The sequence below is a fragment of the Pseudomonas sp. FDAARGOS_380 genome (assembly GCF_002591235.1).
GTDB classification, from domain to species: domain Bacteria; phylum Pseudomonadota; class Gammaproteobacteria; order Pseudomonadales; family Pseudomonadaceae; genus Aquipseudomonas; species Aquipseudomonas salmasensis.
This window is the reverse complement of the sequence record NZ_CP023969.1, coordinates 5,209,993-5,224,639: the sequence shown is the minus strand read 5'-3', so window position 1 is coordinate 5,224,639 and position 14,647 is coordinate 5,209,993. Positions and strand designations below refer to the sequence as shown.

10 protein-coding genes are annotated in these 14,647 nt (G+C 60.3%); 3 read left to right on the top strand and 7 right to left on the bottom strand.

The window, feature by feature from the left end:
- The first annotated feature begins 128 nt into the window (after positions 1-128).
- Complete coding sequence (locus tag CRN80_RS24510; protein WP_098952610.1) at positions 129-1,430, top strand: IS4 family transposase; 1,302 nt, start codon at positions 129-131, stop codon at positions 1,428-1,430.
- Positions 1,431-1,761: 331 nt separating this feature from the next.
- Here the strand turns inward: CRN80_RS24510 and CRN80_RS24500 are convergent, their stop codons facing one another.
- Together CRN80_RS24500 and CRN80_RS24495 are read right to left on the bottom strand one after the other, a co-directional pair.
- On the bottom strand, positions 1,762-2,250 hold the full coding sequence (locus CRN80_RS24500) for a DUF1289 domain-containing protein (RefSeq protein ID WP_032897452.1): 489 nt from the start codon (positions 2,248-2,250) through the stop codon (positions 1,762-1,764).
- A 150-nt stretch (positions 2,251-2,400) separates the two neighbouring features.
- Positions 2,401-3,651 carry a ribonucleotide-diphosphate reductase subunit beta gene (locus tag CRN80_RS24495; RefSeq protein ID WP_032892020.1) on the bottom strand — a complete coding sequence of 417 codons (1,251 nt, stop codon included), beginning with the start codon at positions 3,649-3,651 and terminating at the stop codon, positions 2,401-2,403.
- Positions 3,652-4,006: 355 nt separating this feature from the next.
- Between CRN80_RS24495 and CRN80_RS24490 the strand changes: the two genes are divergently transcribed.
- Positions 4,007-4,222: a molybdopterin-binding protein gene (locus CRN80_RS24490; RefSeq protein ID WP_003173733.1), complete on the top strand. Its 216-nt coding sequence runs from the start codon at positions 4,007-4,009 to the stop codon at positions 4,220-4,222.
- 39 nt (positions 4,223-4,261) lie between these two features.
- Here the strand turns inward: CRN80_RS24490 and CRN80_RS24485 are convergent, their stop codons facing one another.
- Together CRN80_RS24485 and CRN80_RS24480 are read right to left on the bottom strand one after the other, a co-directional pair.
- Positions 4,262-7,447 (bottom strand): dermonecrotic toxin domain-containing protein, encoded by a 3,186-nt coding sequence (locus CRN80_RS24485; protein ID WP_178081029.1) that lies wholly within the window; start codon positions 7,445-7,447, stop codon positions 4,262-4,264.
- A gap of 89 nt (positions 7,448-7,536) precedes the next feature.
- Positions 7,537-8,682 (bottom strand): MalY/PatB family protein, encoded by a 1,146-nt coding sequence (locus CRN80_RS24480; protein WP_032892019.1) that lies wholly within the window; start codon positions 8,680-8,682, stop codon positions 7,537-7,539.
- A gap of 201 nt (positions 8,683-8,883) precedes the next feature.
- Between CRN80_RS24480 and ggt the strand changes: the two genes are divergently transcribed.
- Positions 8,884-10,608, top strand: a complete 1,725-nt coding sequence (gene ggt / locus CRN80_RS24475; RefSeq protein WP_098951617.1) for a gamma-glutamyltransferase — start codon at positions 8,884-8,886, stop codon at positions 10,606-10,608.
- 133 nt (positions 10,609-10,741) lie between these two features.
- Here ggt and CRN80_RS24470 read toward each other — a convergent pair whose 3' ends face one another.
- From CRN80_RS24470 to CRN80_RS24460, 3 genes are all read right to left on the bottom strand, one after another.
- The gene (locus CRN80_RS24470; RefSeq protein WP_098951615.1) at positions 10,742-11,533 is read right to left on the bottom strand and encodes a MipA/OmpV family protein; all 792 of its coding nucleotides are present in this window, start codon (positions 11,531-11,533) and stop codon (positions 10,742-10,744) included.
- A gap of 16 nt (positions 11,534-11,549) precedes the next feature.
- On the bottom strand, positions 11,550-13,373 hold the full coding sequence (locus CRN80_RS24465; RefSeq protein WP_098951614.1) for a serine hydrolase: 1,824 nt from the start codon (positions 13,371-13,373) through the stop codon (positions 11,550-11,552).
- A 209-nt stretch (positions 13,374-13,582) separates the two neighbouring features.
- Positions 13,583-14,464, bottom strand: coding sequence for a LysR family transcriptional regulator (locus tag CRN80_RS24460; protein ID WP_098951612.1), 882 nt, complete (start codon positions 14,462-14,464; stop codon positions 13,583-13,585).
- Positions 14,465-14,647: the final 183 nt, after the last annotated feature.

Sequence of the window (14,647 nt, the reverse complement as noted above, 5' to 3'; positions counted from 1 at the left end):
AGGGTTCCGCTCTGACAGCCATCCCTTTCAAGGTCTTCGGTAAAATCCCCTGAAATTTCATTCAGGGATCCCAAACGATGTGGGCCGATGTTCTAGCGCGTTTCGAGAAAAAAGCACCTGCCAGCGTCATGGCCAAATTGGCGCTGGAACAAGCTATTGCCCCTGAGTGGGTCGATCAGGTCTTCGAAGAACATCGGCAACGGCAGTATTCTCGTGAACTACTGTTCTCGACCATAATCAAGCTGATGTCCCTTGTTTCATTGGGCTTGAAGCCATCCCTGCACGCCGCCGCGCGGCAACTGGAAGATCTCCCTGTCAGCTTGGCGGCGCTTTACGACAAGATCAGTCGTACTGAACCCGCGCTATTGCGCGCTCTGGTCACCGGTAGTGCGCAACGACTGACTCCAACCATCAAAGAACTGGGTTGCACGACGATGCTGCCGGACTGGCAGGTTCGCGTGGTAGATGGCAATCACCTGGCATCCACTGAGAAGCGTCTGGGGGCTTTACGCCAGGAGCGAGGTGCGGCTCGTCCCGGTTTTTCGGTAGTGGTCTACGATCCTGATCTCGATCAGGTCATCGACCTTCAGGCATGTGAGGATGCCTACGCCAGCGAGCGCGTTTGCGTGTTGCCTCTGTTGGCTAATGCTGAACCGGGCCAGGTGTGGCTGGCTGACCGACTCTACTGCACGCTTCCGGTAATGGAAGCTTGTGAGCAGGTCCAGACGTCCTTTGTCATTCGCCAGCAAGCCAAACATCCACGCCTGATTCAAGAGGGTGAGTGGCAAGAACCCGTGCCTGTGGAAACAGGCTCTGTGCGTGAGCAGATCATCCAGGTCAGAGGCGGTTACCAATGTCGGCGCGTCGAACTGACGCTTCATTCGCCAACAGACTCGGGTGACAGCAGCTTGATGTTCTGGAGCAACTTGCCTGAAAGCGTCAGCGCTGAGCAGATCGCGCAACTCTATCGCCGCCGCTGGAGCATTGAAGGTATGTTCCAGCGACTGGAAGCGATCCTGGAAAGTGAAATCGAAACTCTCGGCAGCCCAAAGGCCGCCTTGCTCGGGTTCACTACGGCAGTGTTGGCCTACAACGTCCTGGCCGTACTCAAGCGAAGCGTGGAGCAAGCCCATCGGGAGACCCAGCCTGATGGCTGGGAAGCCTCGATCTATCACTTGGCGGTCCAGGTCAGGAGTGGTTATGAGGGAATGCAGATTGCACTGCCCTCGGAATATCTTCCCGCCATCCCTGTGGAAAAGTTGGCCCAGCGTTTGTTGGAGCTGGCCAGAAACATCCAACCCAAACAAGTTGCGAAAAGCCCCCGCGGCCCCAAGGTGCCTAAACCCAAGACATGGGTGCAAGGCACGGCGGTGAATGCGCATGTTTCAACGGACAGGGTAATCAAGGCTGCCAAAACGAAAAGACCTTGAAAGGGCTGGCTCTGACAGCGGGTCACTTTTGGAAGGACCCAAAAGTAACCAAAAGGTCCTCGCCCCACCACTCGGCACCTCGCTTAGGCTCGGTGTGCCCGTAATCCGCCAGTGATTTGGGAGGCCGCCGCCACGCGCCATCCATGGCGCGGGGCGGCTAAACCGGCATCCTTGCCGGTTTACCCCCCAAATCCCTGTCGAATTCCGGCCAGCGTGGTTTGACGGGGCGCCTGAGATCAAGATCAAAAGCAGATCAAGATCAAGAGCGGCTCGCTTCGCATCGTGGTTACCGTCGCAGGCAAGCCAGTTCCTACAGTGTTTGCGGCGCTGGTCAGCGCGTGGCAATCAGCGCCGGTCCGAATGACTCTTTCAGGAAAACCGGGGCGATATAGCGTTCGTAATGCGCCTCGGACAGCAGAAAGAACTCTCGGTCTATCGCATCGCGCAGGTCCGCCAGGTGGCGCTCGCGAAACTCGGGCAGCAACGCCAAGCCATACGCATCCAGCTTGGAGATCACCCGTGCACCCCGGGCAATCAGTTGGTATGCCCAGCAATACGGCGACTGGTGCGGCACAAAGCGAATCTTGCGCGCCTCTAACTGATCACGCAGGCGCTGCGGATCGAAGACTTCCAGCTTGCTGGCCATCACCTGTACCAGCAACTGCTCCAGGCGCAGCCACACCGCTTGTTTTTCCTCGGCGCTATAGCCATTCCACTGGATCACTTCATGGTGATAACGCTTGCAGCCCCGGCAGACCAGGTCACCGTAGACGGTGGAGCACAGGCCGACGCAAGGGGTCTTGATGGTTTGGTTGGGCATAAAGGCAATTTGCAAAAGTTTGAAGAACACCGCGGCCCCCATGTAGGAGCGAGCTTGCTCGCGAAGACCCCAAGGGCACCGCGTTCATTCAGGATGCGCGCGTTATCGTTGACGTTCTTCGCGAGCAAGCTCGCTCCTACAGAGGTTATGTCAGTCCCAGCTCAGCGCGCCGCCGGTCTGGTACTCGATCACACGGGTCTCGAAGAAATTCTTCTCTTTCTTCAAGTCCATGATCTCGCTCATCCACGGGAACGGGTTGGTGGTGCCTGGGTACTCTTCCTTCAAGCCGATCTGCGACAGGCGACGGTTAGCGATGAACTTGAGGTAATCCTCCATCATCGCCGCATTCATGCCGAGAACACCGCGCGGCATGGTATCCCGCGCATATTCAATCTCCAACTGCGTACCCTGCAGGATCATCTGGGTCGCTTCTTCCTTCATCTCGGCATCCCACAGGTGTGGGTTTTCGATTTTGATCTGGTTGATCACGTCGATACCGAAGTTCAGGTGCATCGACTCATCGCGCAGGATGTACTGGAACTGCTCGGCCACGCCGGTCATTTTGTTGCGGCGGCCCATGGACAGGATCTGGGTGAAGCCGCAGTAGAAGAAGATGCCTTCCAGTACACAGTAGTAAGCGACCAGGTTGCGCAGCAGCTCTTTGTCGGTGTCGACGGTGCCGGTTTCGAACTTCGGATCGGAGATCGAGCGGGTGTACTTCAGGCCCCAGGCGGCTTTTTTAGCGACCGATGGAATCTCGTGGTACATGTTGAAGATCTCGCCTTCATCCATGGCCAGCGATTCGATGCAGTACTGGTAGGCGTGGGTGTGGATCGCTTCTTCAAAGGCCTGGCGCAGGATGTACTGGCGGCACTCCGGGTTGGTGATCAGGCGGTACACGGCCAGTACCAGGTTGTTGGCCACCAGGGAGTCGGCGGTGGAGAAGAAGCCCAGGTTGCGCATGACGATGCGGCGTTCGTCGTCGGTCAGGCCTTCGGGGTTTTTCCACAGGGCGATGTCGGCGGTCATGTTGACCTCTTGCGGCATCCAGTGGTTGGCGCAGCCGTCGAGGTACTTCTGCCAGGCCCAGTCGTACTTGAAGGGCACGAGTTGGTTGAGGTCGGCGCGGCAGTTGATCATGCGTTTTTCGTCAACGGCGACGCGGGCAGAGGCGCCTTCCAGCTCGGCGAGGCCTTCGGCGACGTCGAGTTTGTCCAGGGCAGCCTTGGCGCGCACGATGGCGGCGGAGTCGTTGGCGGTGACGGCGCGGGCTTCCACGGCGGCAGCGGCGCCGGCACCGTCGAGGCGGTCCATGTTGGCTTCGGTGGCGTGGCCGGCGTTGGCGCCTTTGATCACCGCTGCACCGGTGTCTTCGTTGTCGACTTCATCCCAACTCAGCATGGAAATACTCCTTCCTGGTACTCGAAAAATAAATGTTTTTGCAGGCTACAAGGCATTGAAATACTGCGCGTAGTGTGGTCGGTAAATACCGATGCTGCACACTATGTAGTGGTCTGATCTGTTTGTGGGCACACTATATGGGGTGTAACAAAGTTGGTCAACGCACAAGATGTGCGGTCATAGGTCGCTGCCACACACAAATTCAGCCGTGGGCGGGTCATGAAACATCACCCCGCATATGCCTATATCGAATAAATAAATAGACATTTATTCCTTTTAATATTCTATCCGGCAGCGCATTTTGAGGGCCTGCGCATTCGTGCGGATTGACCCAACAGCCAAAAGGAAAGCCGACATGACCATCAAAGCGATCAACGTGCGCAACCAGTTCAAAGGCGTGATCAAGGAGATTCTGCTGGGGGAAGTGGTGTCGGAAATCGACGTGCAGACCGCCTCGGGCATTGTGACGTCGGTGATCACCACACGCTCGGTGCGTGACCTGGAATTGAAAGTGGGCAGTGAGGTGATTGCCTTTGTGAAGTCCACAGAAGTGTCCATTGCCAAGTTGTGAACGCCCAACAGGGTCAGGGAAAGGCGTGGGGCAGCGCCCTCAGTCAACTCGATTGAAAATTTCCCTGACCTGATCCTCGGGCATGACACCTTTGCCCGCTCCCTCGATCAGCTCGAACGTGCCATCAGCATTCACCGTGATGCCCAGGGAGCTGGCCAGCGTGACGCTGACGCCGGGCCGTGCTTGAAGCAGTGTCCTGAGCGGTTGTTCGCCCTGCAACGATTGCCCGATGGTGGTGGCCATGCCTTGCAGCGAATCTGAATTGACCCCGCCTACCAGGATGACCCGCCCACCTTTGTTCAGTGATGCGTTCAATCGATCCAGCAGCGCTTGGGTATTTCCGCCCCGCAGGCCCAGTTCCAGGTTGCTGCCGGTCAGGTGCATCAGCGTGCGGGTCTGGTAACGCGCACCGTCCCAGTCGGTGAGCACCGCAATGGCCGAGCAGTCGGTCAGGCTGCGGGTGGAGAGCGCGTCGTTGCCGCTCGTGAGTGTCGTGGCTTCACCCATGGCCACCTGCACGGTATTGGCGGCTTTCAGCGTGGCGGTGCGCCGCAACCAGCCCAGGGTAAGCCTGGCTGCGTCGGCCCTGGCCAGGTCTGCGGCCGGATGCACCTGGTTGCCAGGCAACGGTGAAACACGATGGGGGCGCAAGGCTACATCCGGTTTCACGATGGCATTGGCCTGTTGCAGCCGGTACACCACTTCGCGCTGCTGCTCAGGATTCATCCCCTTGCAGTGGCGCTTCAATTCGTCGATGTCGGCTTTGCTAAAACCTGAGCGCTGCAGTTGCTTGAAGGCTTTTTTGAGCGGAGCCAGCGCGACGAAGTCGGCCTTAAGGGCCTGTACAGCATGGTGGGTACTCAGAAACTGGCGATACCCTTGCGCAAGGCTCAGCTCTAGAGGCCCGCATTTCTTGAACCTGATATCCCGCGTTTGCGTTTTATCCAATGGTGCGTAATAGAACTCAGCAGTGTCAGCCTCTACCACCAGGTAGCGCTGGCTGGCGCTGGTGACGACCACGCCTCTGAGCTGGCGCTGATCATTGCTGGCGTTGCTGATGCTGCCGAGTTTGACCACCCGAGTATCGTTAGCAAGCGTGCCGGCGCTATCGCCCGTGTAAAAGCCGAAATCGGGGTCGTCAATAAGCTGGCCGTGCACGTGCGCCTTGTAAGTGATGCGTTCGCCGTTGGCGACGGGCACCAATTGGGGCCCGGTGTCGCCTTTGACTATTGTGTGCAGGCGTTTTTCATAGACCACCGTGCGCTCGCGCGTGAACAGCCCGGCCTTGGACGGGAACAACCGCACGTGCTCCAGGGCCTGCAGGCGTTCTTGGGGTTTGGGCAGGTCGGCGATAAGTTTAACGAAACACTCGTCCTGGATGCCGCGTCGCACCCGCCCACCCGCAGCGGGCGCAGGGCAAAGCGCCTCAAAGTCCTCCAAGGGCTTGGCGTGTTCTACTGCTTGCAGGTCGGTCAGCTCGCCAGGTCTTGTATTGAGGTAGCGATACACCCGACCACGGTCCACCAGGTCATAGCCATTGGCGCGTGGCAGGGTATAGGCACTGGGGCTCAACGGGTGTTCGATGACCATTGCCTGCCGGCCGTCGCTGAAAAGCTGCCGGGTCAGGGGGATCGTGGCCGGTTGCTCAAAAGCAGGCTCCTTCACGGTACCGCCCACGATGGCAAACAGCTCATTGAGCGCGCCATCCAGTGCGGCAGTGCTGCCGTGTTTGCGCTCGGCCTGCGTGTCACCCGTGATCGATTGCTCGACACCCACTTCGGCTTCTACAAGGCCGGCGGCGGCCGCGACACCGACCACGACCGGCTCGCCAATCACTGCGAACTTGGCCGCCAGGCCTGCGGCTACGGTCAAATCGTTAAGCCAGGTATCGCGGGTGACCTCGCTGTTGGACTTGATCATGACGTCTGCATCGCGGGACATGCGTTCGCGGGTGGCGTCTTTGATCACGCTGAACACGTCGCCGTGAATGCGCACATTGGCGCTGTCGATAACGGTCCCTTCCAGGGTGTCCCAGTAGCCGCTGGCCAAGTAGCGAATGGCGCTGTCCGCGCCTTTGTTCGAGCGCGAATCGCCGGTGATAAAGGATTTGAAATCGCTCCAGAACCCCAAGTCGCTGTCTTGTCGGTCCCTGAGGGCGAAGTGCGATTGCAGCGCCTTGCGCGTCTCGGCATGCCGGCCTTGCTCGGCCACCCATTGGTCCATCGCGTCCAGGGAATCAAAGCGCAGGAAAGCGGGCTTGTGCCCCGGCATATACAGGACCTGCACGCCGTCTCGACGATCACGTAATTGCCCGTGGCTGCCGTAGTCAGTGGCGGTGAAACGCAGGATGTCGTGAGCGGGGCGCCCGTTGATGTCAAACACGTGAACCCGTGTGCGGCCTTCTACCGGCGCTGTCGCTCGTAGTTGTTCGACGCTCAGGGCTTGGTTTTCATCCAGGGGCAGGTTGGCGGCGGCGCCCATCACCAGGCGGTAATCATCGCGGGTAAAGCGCTGCTCGGCCGGCATGTTCAGGCGTTCGGCGGGTGAGGCGCGCTCGTAGGCCTTGAGCTGTTTACGGGCCTGATAAATGAACTCACCTTTCAAGGCGGTGCGGTAGTCATCGCCATGGTCGCGCCAGAAGCGTTCGAGCTTTTGAGTCATGTGTGCCTGAAAGTCGGTTTTCCAGCTTTCATGCATCAGCTGGGAAGGCGCCAACGCAAACTGGTTATGGGCGCCATAGCCGCCTTGGGTACTTTGCCCGCGGCCGACCGTGTACAGGCCGGCCTGTTGGTCAAGCACGCCGGGCAGTGCGTCGTGTTCGCTGAAGTTGCTCAACAACGCGTCCGGCAGCGCCTGGGAAACCGTGGGTTCTTCCCCCAGATGTTCCCAGTCGGTGACGGTATTGGCACTTTGTGCTTGCTGGAAGCGATTGAGGAAGATGGCGTCGGCATCGACCTTGCGACCGGTCAACTTGAACACCAGCGCCTCGGCCCAGTGCTTGGCTTCGTCGCGCACCCTGGGCAGCGCAGTGTGCGTGGCCTGCAACAGCTGGCGGTAGAGGGCTTTCTGGTGGTCTACCGATGTACTGCGGTTTTGCCTCAACGCCGGTTTGCGTGGCGGTTGCAGAGGCTCCACCGAGTAGGCCGGCAAGACCTGCGGGGTATCGCCGGCGATGGGTTTGAAATCCCAGGCAATGAGGGGGAGTGGGCGTGGCGGCAGAATCATCGACGGGCGGCTCCGGGAGAATTTCAATGGCACAGCGGGCAGCTAAGCCCGGTATGTGCGGAAAATCTCCCGTGCGGTTCCGACCGACGTCAGCGGTTTTGTAAGCTGATCTGCATGCGCTGCACGCCTTCCTCCAGCATCGCCCGTGGGCAACCGAAGTTCAGGCGCACGAATTGCTGGCTGTCATCGCCAAATTCGATCCCAGCGCTCAGGCCCACCTTGGCCTGCTCCAGAAAGAACTGCTGCGGGTCATCAAGACCCAGGGCGCTGCAATCGAGCCACGCCAGGAAGGTACCCTGTGGCGCATGCATCACCACGCCGGGCAGGCGGGTTTCTACCGCGTCGAGCAGGTAGTCGCGGTTGGCTTGCAGGTACTGCACCAGCGCGCTGAGCCACTCGGTGCATTCGCTGTAGGCGGCGCGGGTAGCTTCCAGGCCCAGGGGGCTGACGCTGTCGACCATGCCGCAGCGCGCCTGATTGAAACGCTCGCGCACCTCGGCGTTCTGGACCACGGCGAAGCAGGTCTTCAAGCCGGCCACGTTATACGCCTTGCTCGCTGACATCAGCGTGATGGTGCGCTGGGCGATCTCGGGGCTGAGGCTGGCGGTGGGGATGTGACGACGGCCGTCGAAGCACAGCTCGGCGTGGATTTCGTCGCTGATGATCAATGCGCCGGTGTCCAGGCAGGCATTGGCCACCGCCAGCAGCTCTTCACGGGCAAACACCTTGCCGATGGGGTTGTGCGGGTTGCTCAGCAACAGCGCCCCGGCCCCGCTCAAGGCTTGGCGCATGGCCGGCAGCGGTGTGCGGTACTCGCCATCGATCAAGTGGAACGGCACTTCGATGCGTGGCAGGTTCCAGTTGCCGGGCGCCAGGCGAATCGGCCGATAGTTGGGGGTTTGCAGTACCACCGCCTGGCCGGGCTGGACGAAGGCGTGCAGGGCCATATTGAAGCCAGGCTCGACGCCGGGCAGAAACAGCAGTTCTTCAGGCTGCACGCGCCAGGCGTACTTGGCCCACAAGTCGGCAACGATAGCGTCGCGCACGTCCGGGCCGGCCACGCTGTAGCCGAGAATCTGCTGGTCGAGGCGCGCGTGCAGGGCTTGCAAGATGGCGGGCGGCGCGGCGATGTCCATGTCGGCGATCCACATCGGCAGGACGTCTTGCGGGTAACGGCTCCACTTGGTACTGCCGGTATCGAAGCGTGGGTGGATCGTGTCGAAATCAAAGCTCATGGACAGGCTCGTATCAGGGCGGCGGTAAAAGAATGGCGCCGATTTTAGCGCCATTAATTTTATAGGCCAGAGCTGATTGCCGCCTTGCGCAGCGGTGTGCGTTCCATGACCGACAAGTTCTGTAATAAAAACGCCATTGCGCTGGGGATTGAATCGGCTAGGAGCTATTTTGGTGCATCTCAATAATCAGAGTAGCCATGGATGAAATACCAACCCTTCAGTCACACTTTGATTGCGACCGCGCTGGTCTTGACGGTCAACGGTGTGCACGCAGCTTCCCAAGCCCCGGTTGCGGGTGAAAATGGCATGGTGGTCACGGCCCAGCACCTGGCAACCCACGTGGGTGTCGATGTGCTCAAGGCCGGCGGCAACGCGGTCGATGCGGCGGTGGCGGTAGGTTACGCACTGGCGGTGGTGTATCCGGCGGCGGGCAACCTGGGCGGCGGTGGTTTCATGACCGTGCAACTGGCGGACGGGCGCAAGACCTTCCTCGACTTCCGCGAAAAAGCCCCGCTGGCGGCGACGGCCGACATGTACCTCGACAAGGCCGGCAATGTGGTCGAAGGCCTCAGCGCCAAAGGCCATTTGGCGGTCGGCGTACCGGGCACGGTGTCTGGCATGGAGCTGGCCCTGAGCAAGTACGGCACCCTCAAGCGCGCGCAAGTGATTGCCCCGGCGATCACGCTGGCGGAAAACGGCTTTGCGCTGGAGCAGGGCGATATCGACCTGTTGCACACCGCCACCGGTGAGTTCGAAAAAGACCAGGACATGCGCGGGATCTTCCTGCATAACGGCAAACCGATGCAGGTGGGCCAGAAGCTGGTGCAGAAGGACCTGGCCAAGACCCTTAAGGAAATCTCGGCCAAGGGCACCGACGGCTTCTATAAAGGCTGGGTCGCCAAGGCGGTGGTCGATTCCAGCCAGGCCGGCAAAGGCATCATCACCCAGGCCGACCTCGACGCCTACAAAACCCGCGAACTGGCCCCCATCGAGTGCGACTACCGTGGCTACCATGTGGTCTCGGCGCCGCCACCCAGCTCGGGCGGTGTGGTGATCTGCCAGATCATGAACATCCTCGAAGGCTACCCGATGGCCGATCTGGGCTATCACTCGGCCCAGGGCCTGCACTACCAGATCGAAGCGATGCGCCATGCCTACGTGGACCGCAACAGCTACCTGGGCGATCCGGACTTCGTAAAGAACCCCATCGAGCATCTGCTGGACAAGAACTACGCGGCCAAGCTACGCGCTGCCATCGAGCCGCAGAAGGCCGGTGACTCCCAGGCGATCAAGCCAGGTGTGTCGCCCCACGAAGGCAATAACACCACCCACTATTCCATCGTCGACAAGTGGGGCAACGCGGTCTCGGTGACCTATACCCTCAACGACTGGTTTGGCGCCGGGGTGATGGCCAGCAAGACCGGGGTGATTCTCAACGATGAAATGGATGACTTCACCGTCAAGGTCGGCGTACCGAATATGTACGGGCTGGTGCAGGGCGAAGCCAACGCCATCGCACCGGGCAAGGCGCCGTTGTCATCGATGAGCCCGACCATCGTCACCAAGGACGGCAAGGCAGTAATGGTCGTTGGCACACCGGGGGGCAGCCGTATTATCACCGCGACCTTGCTGACCATCCTGAATGTCATCGACTACAAAATGAACATCCAGGAAGCCGTGGACGCACCGCGCTTCCACCAGCAATGGATGCCGGAAACCACCAACCTTGAGACCTTTGCGGTCAGCCCGGACACCCAGAAGATCCTTGAAAGCTGGGGCCACAAGTTTGCCGGCCCGCAAGATGCCAACCACTTGGCCGCCATCCTGGTAGGCGCGCCTTCCCTGGAGGGCAAGCCGGTGGGTAACAACCGTTTCTATGGGGCCAATGACCCTCGGCGCAACACAGGCTTGTCGTTGGGCTACTAAAAGGAGCTGGCATTGTCTCTGTAGGAGCGAGCTTGCTCGCGAAAAACTCACAGGCGCAGCGTTTACCCAGAAAACACGCGTTATCGTTGAGGTTTTTCGCGAGCAAGCTCGCTCCTACAGAGGGCAGGGTAGATCAGAAGGTGTACTGCAGCTCCCCCGACATCGACGCCTGGAGCCGCCGCTCCACAATCGGGCTTTTGCCCGCTTTATCCGCCAGGTATTGCACATCCAGCAAGGTCGAGAACTGCGTGTGTTCGTTGATCGGCACGCTCCATGAAAGGTTTATGCCATTGCTGATATTGCCGGCACTTGCCTTGTATTCCTTGAAGCGGCTGCGGGTGGCCTGGTCGGTAGTCACGCCGTACCAGGTTTGCAGGTAGTTGCGGTCACCGAAGTGGCTGTTGATGGCGGCATCGATGGAGCCGTAGCGGCTTTCATACAGATGGGTACCCAGGCTCAACTCCAGATGGGTAAAAGCCTTGCCGGTTTCCTTGTGTTTATCTTCTTCAAGCGCATGTTCCAGGGTGGCGCCGATGATCACACTGTCGAGGTTGTAGGCGGCACTCACTCCCAATTGCGGACGCGACTTGATCTGGCCCATACCTTTGAGGCGTTTGGAGCCGGCCTGCATGCTTTCATTTTTATCCTTGCGCGAACCGCTTGCGCCAACGTATGCGCTGAAGCTCAGGGCATTACCTTCGTAACCCCAGCCCAGGCCCGTATCAGTATCGAGGAAGACGCCCCAGGGGCTGATGATTTTGCCGCCGAGTACAGGTGCCGTCATACGTTCGTCGCTGCCACTGTAGCGGGGTGCGTTGGCCATGCCGGCCTTGAGGCTGTATTGCCAGTCTTCGGCAAGCGCCGTATCGGCGGCGGCGAGCAGGCACAGTGAGGTCAATGACAGGCACAGGTTTTTTGAGTGCATCAGGGTGTTTTCCTGGTTAGAGGTTCAAGGGTGTGTGGGGGGAATGGGTGCGTTTGAACGAGTAGCCCGAAGCGCTCAGGCCGTTGACCTGGCGGCTGACGGTATCGCCCAGGCCGTAGCCGTTGCCGGCCAGCACCGCATGGGCGTTGTCGATGGGCAGCAGGATGTAGTCGGTCAGCGGCTCGCCGTGCAATTGGCCGCGAATCACCAGGAAGCCGTCCTCCTGACGCACGCTGATGCCACTCAATGGCGCGTCGGGTTCATGGCTGCTGAGCACCTGATAGGTGCCGACCGTGTTGGCCCAGGCGGCGGGCAAGGGTGGTGGCTCGATGCGTTCACCGATGGCAATGCGTTGGCCGTGGCTGCGCGCGGTGAGCATTTGGCGGCCTTGTACCTGGATCACATCCAACTGCACGCGGCCCAACTCGCCCAGGTCCTTGCGCCAGAAGCCGAGGATCTTTTTCTGCGCGCGCAGCCAGCCTTGCTCATCACGTAACAGCTCGAAATCGTAGCCGGCCAGTTCGCCGGTCAAGCGCGCATGCTCATCCCTGATGCGGAACACGCCCCAGGCGGTCGCATAGAAACCAGCCAGGCGCTTGCGATCCACCGCCGCCGGCACATGGCGCAGCTTGAGGCCGTGGCTCGGGGCCTGGCAGTCATCGGCGCACACGGGCTGGCCGGTCTGTGCCTGGAGCATCAGGCGCAGGCTGTCGGTGGTCAGTGACACCACCATGTCTTCGGCGTTGCTGTCGTTGGCCATGATGATCACCGCCAGCTGCTGATCCGGTAGCAGGGTCAATTGGGCGACGAAGTCATCGCCGCCACCGCTGTGCTGGTAGGTACGCACGCCGGGGCCGATGGGCTCGTCACCGCAGGGCGCCAGAAACCAGCCCAGGCCGATCTGGCAGTCGAAATCCAGGGCGTTGCCGGTGTTTTGCTGGGTAAACATGGCGTCGATAGAAGCGCTGCCGAGGACCTGGCTGCCCTTGTAGGTGCCGTTGGCAAACAGCATGCGCACGTAGCGGCTGAGGTCTTTGGGGCTGGTCCACAGGCCACCGGCGGCGAGGTCACGCACTTGGGCGTCGGTGCTGGCCTTGCCGTCTTCGTAACCATGGGCGCGAAAGCCCATTTGCGCACCGGTGCCCACGAAGCTGGACTGGTTCATTCGCAGGGGCGTGAGCAGGCTGCTTTGCAACTGGGCTTCAAAGCTTTTACCGCTGCTGCGCTCGATGGCCGCGCCCACCAGTGAATAACCAAGGTTGGAGTACGCCACCTGGGACCCCGGCAGACTGCTCAGCCACACACCCGACACACGCATCGGCATTTGCCCCATGGCGTAAGTGCTGCGCAGGTCGCGCAGGTGCTCGCTGGGCAAGCCGGATTGATGGCTGAGCAAGCGCCGCAAAGTGATCGCTCGATCCGCCTCGGCCTGGTCGCTGTGAAAGCGTGAACGTACGTAGAACTCACGCAGGGTCTGCTGGATCGGTGCATCCAGCGCCAGGTGGTGCTGCTCCACCAGCTGCAGCGCCGCCGTGGCGCTCAGCAGTTTGGAAATGCCACCGGCGCGAAACGCGGTATTGGGCGTGACCGGCACCCCCTGGTCTTTGTCAGCCAGGCCAAAGCCACGGGCCCAGATCAGCTCCTGGCCATTGACCAGCGCAATCGACAAACCTGCCACATTGTCCCGCGCCATCTCCCGGGGAATGCGGGTTTGCAGGTAGCGGATGATTGCGCCGTAATCGCCTTTTTGAATCGGCGGCGGGACAGGCGGTTGCGAGTGGCAACCGATACTGCCCATCAGGCAACCCAATAGCGGAATACCGCGCAACCTGCGAAACATCAAGAGCACCCGAATGATGATTTGGATGCTGGAATGCTAGGGCGGCGGGGGCTTGGAATCTTTGAGTGCTTTGTCGGGAAACTGTCAAAGACTGTTAACGGCCCACTGTAGGAGCGAGCTCGCTCGCGAAAAACGCACAGGCGCCGCGTTTATCCAGAAAGCACGCGTTATCGTTGACGTTTTTCGCGAGCAAGCTCGCTCCTACAGAATCAGGGCATCAACGTGGCGATCAGCGCGCGAATGGTTCCTGGCAGCGCTTCCAGCTCACGTACCAGAATGCTGCGCTCGCGAATCGCCCAGGGTTCGTCGAGCTTTACGGTCACCAACTGCATGGTGCGGCTGTGGCGCAGGGCGGCGGACTCGGGAATGATGCCGATGCCCACGCCTGCCTCGACCATCCGGCAGATCGCTTCGAAGCTCGAGACCTGGATACGCAGCGACAATTGCTTGCCCAGGCGCTCGACGTGTTCGCGCAGGAAACTCAACAGCGTGCTGCCTTCATGCAGGCCGATATGCTGATACGCCAGGGTCTGCTCAAGGGTCACCGAAGGCAAGTCGGCCAGTGGATGCCCGACCGGCACCATCAGCACCAGTTCATCGGTGCTGAAATGCAGCACCTGCAGGCCGGAGGCTTCCACGGGGCCGGCGATGATACCCATGTCACTGGTGCCATCTAGCACACCGCGCACAATGTCCCGGGAGAGGCGTTCCTGCAGGTCGACGGTGACGCCTGGGCGCTGCGACAGAAAGCCAGCCAGAACCTCCGGTAAAAACTCGGTGACCGCCGTGGTGTTGGCGAAGATACGGATATGCCCGGCCGAATCCGCGCCGTATTGGGTGAACTCGCTTTTCAGGTAATCCACCTGGCGCATGATCAACCGCGCATGGTGCAACAGCCGCTCGCCTGCCGGGGTGATCTCCACGCCCCGGCTGTCGCGGTACAACAGGCGCGTGTCGAGCTGGCCTTCCAGGGCCTTGATCCGCGCACTGGCGGCAGCCGGCGACAGGAAGGCGCGCTTGGCGCCCTGGGTAAGGCTGGGGGATTCGGCGATATGGATAAACAGGCGCAGGTCGGCGAGATCGAAGTGCATGCAAGGCTCCCGAGGAACAGGTTTCCTGTGGGAGCTGGCTTGCCTGCGATAGCGGTGTGTCAGTGAGCATCTTCGTCACTGACACACCGCTATCGCAGGCAAGCCAGCTCCCACATTGGTTCACGGTGTGGCTGTAAGCGTTCAGCATAACCGAACGCTGGTTTATTGAAATGCAAATTCTCA

Coding starts and splice junctions, on each gene's coding strand:
- CRN80_RS24510 (WP_098952610.1), top strand. CDS start 129: ATGGCCAAATTGGCGCTGGAACAAGCTATTGCCCCTGAGTGGGTCGAT.
- CRN80_RS24500 (WP_032897452.1), bottom strand. CDS start 2,250: ATGCCCAACCAAACCATCAAGACCCCTTGCGTCGGCCTGTGCTCCACC.
- CRN80_RS24495 (WP_032892020.1), bottom strand. CDS start 3,651: ATGCTGAGTTGGGATGAAGTCGACAACGAAGACACCGGTGCAGCGGTG.
- CRN80_RS24490 (WP_003173733.1), top strand. CDS start 4,007: ATGACCATCAAAGCGATCAACGTGCGCAACCAGTTCAAAGGCGTGATC.
- CRN80_RS24485 (WP_178081029.1), bottom strand. CDS start 7,447: ATGATTCTGCCGCCACGCCCACTCCCCCTCATTGCCTGGGATTTCAAA.
- CRN80_RS24480 (WP_032892019.1), bottom strand. CDS start 8,682: ATGAGCTTTGATTTCGACACGATCCACCCACGCTTCGATACCGGCAGT.
- ggt (WP_098951617.1), top strand. CDS start 8,884: ATGAAATACCAACCCTTCAGTCACACTTTGATTGCGACCGCGCTGGTC.
- CRN80_RS24470 (WP_098951615.1), bottom strand. CDS start 11,533: ATGCACTCAAAAAACCTGTGCCTGTCATTGACCTCACTGTGCCTGCTC.
- CRN80_RS24465 (WP_098951614.1), bottom strand. CDS start 13,373: ATGTTTCGCAGGTTGCGCGGTATTCCGCTATTGGGTTGCCTGATGGGC.
- CRN80_RS24460 (WP_098951612.1), bottom strand. CDS start 14,464: ATGCACTTCGATCTCGCCGACCTGCGCCTGTTTATCCATATCGCCGAA.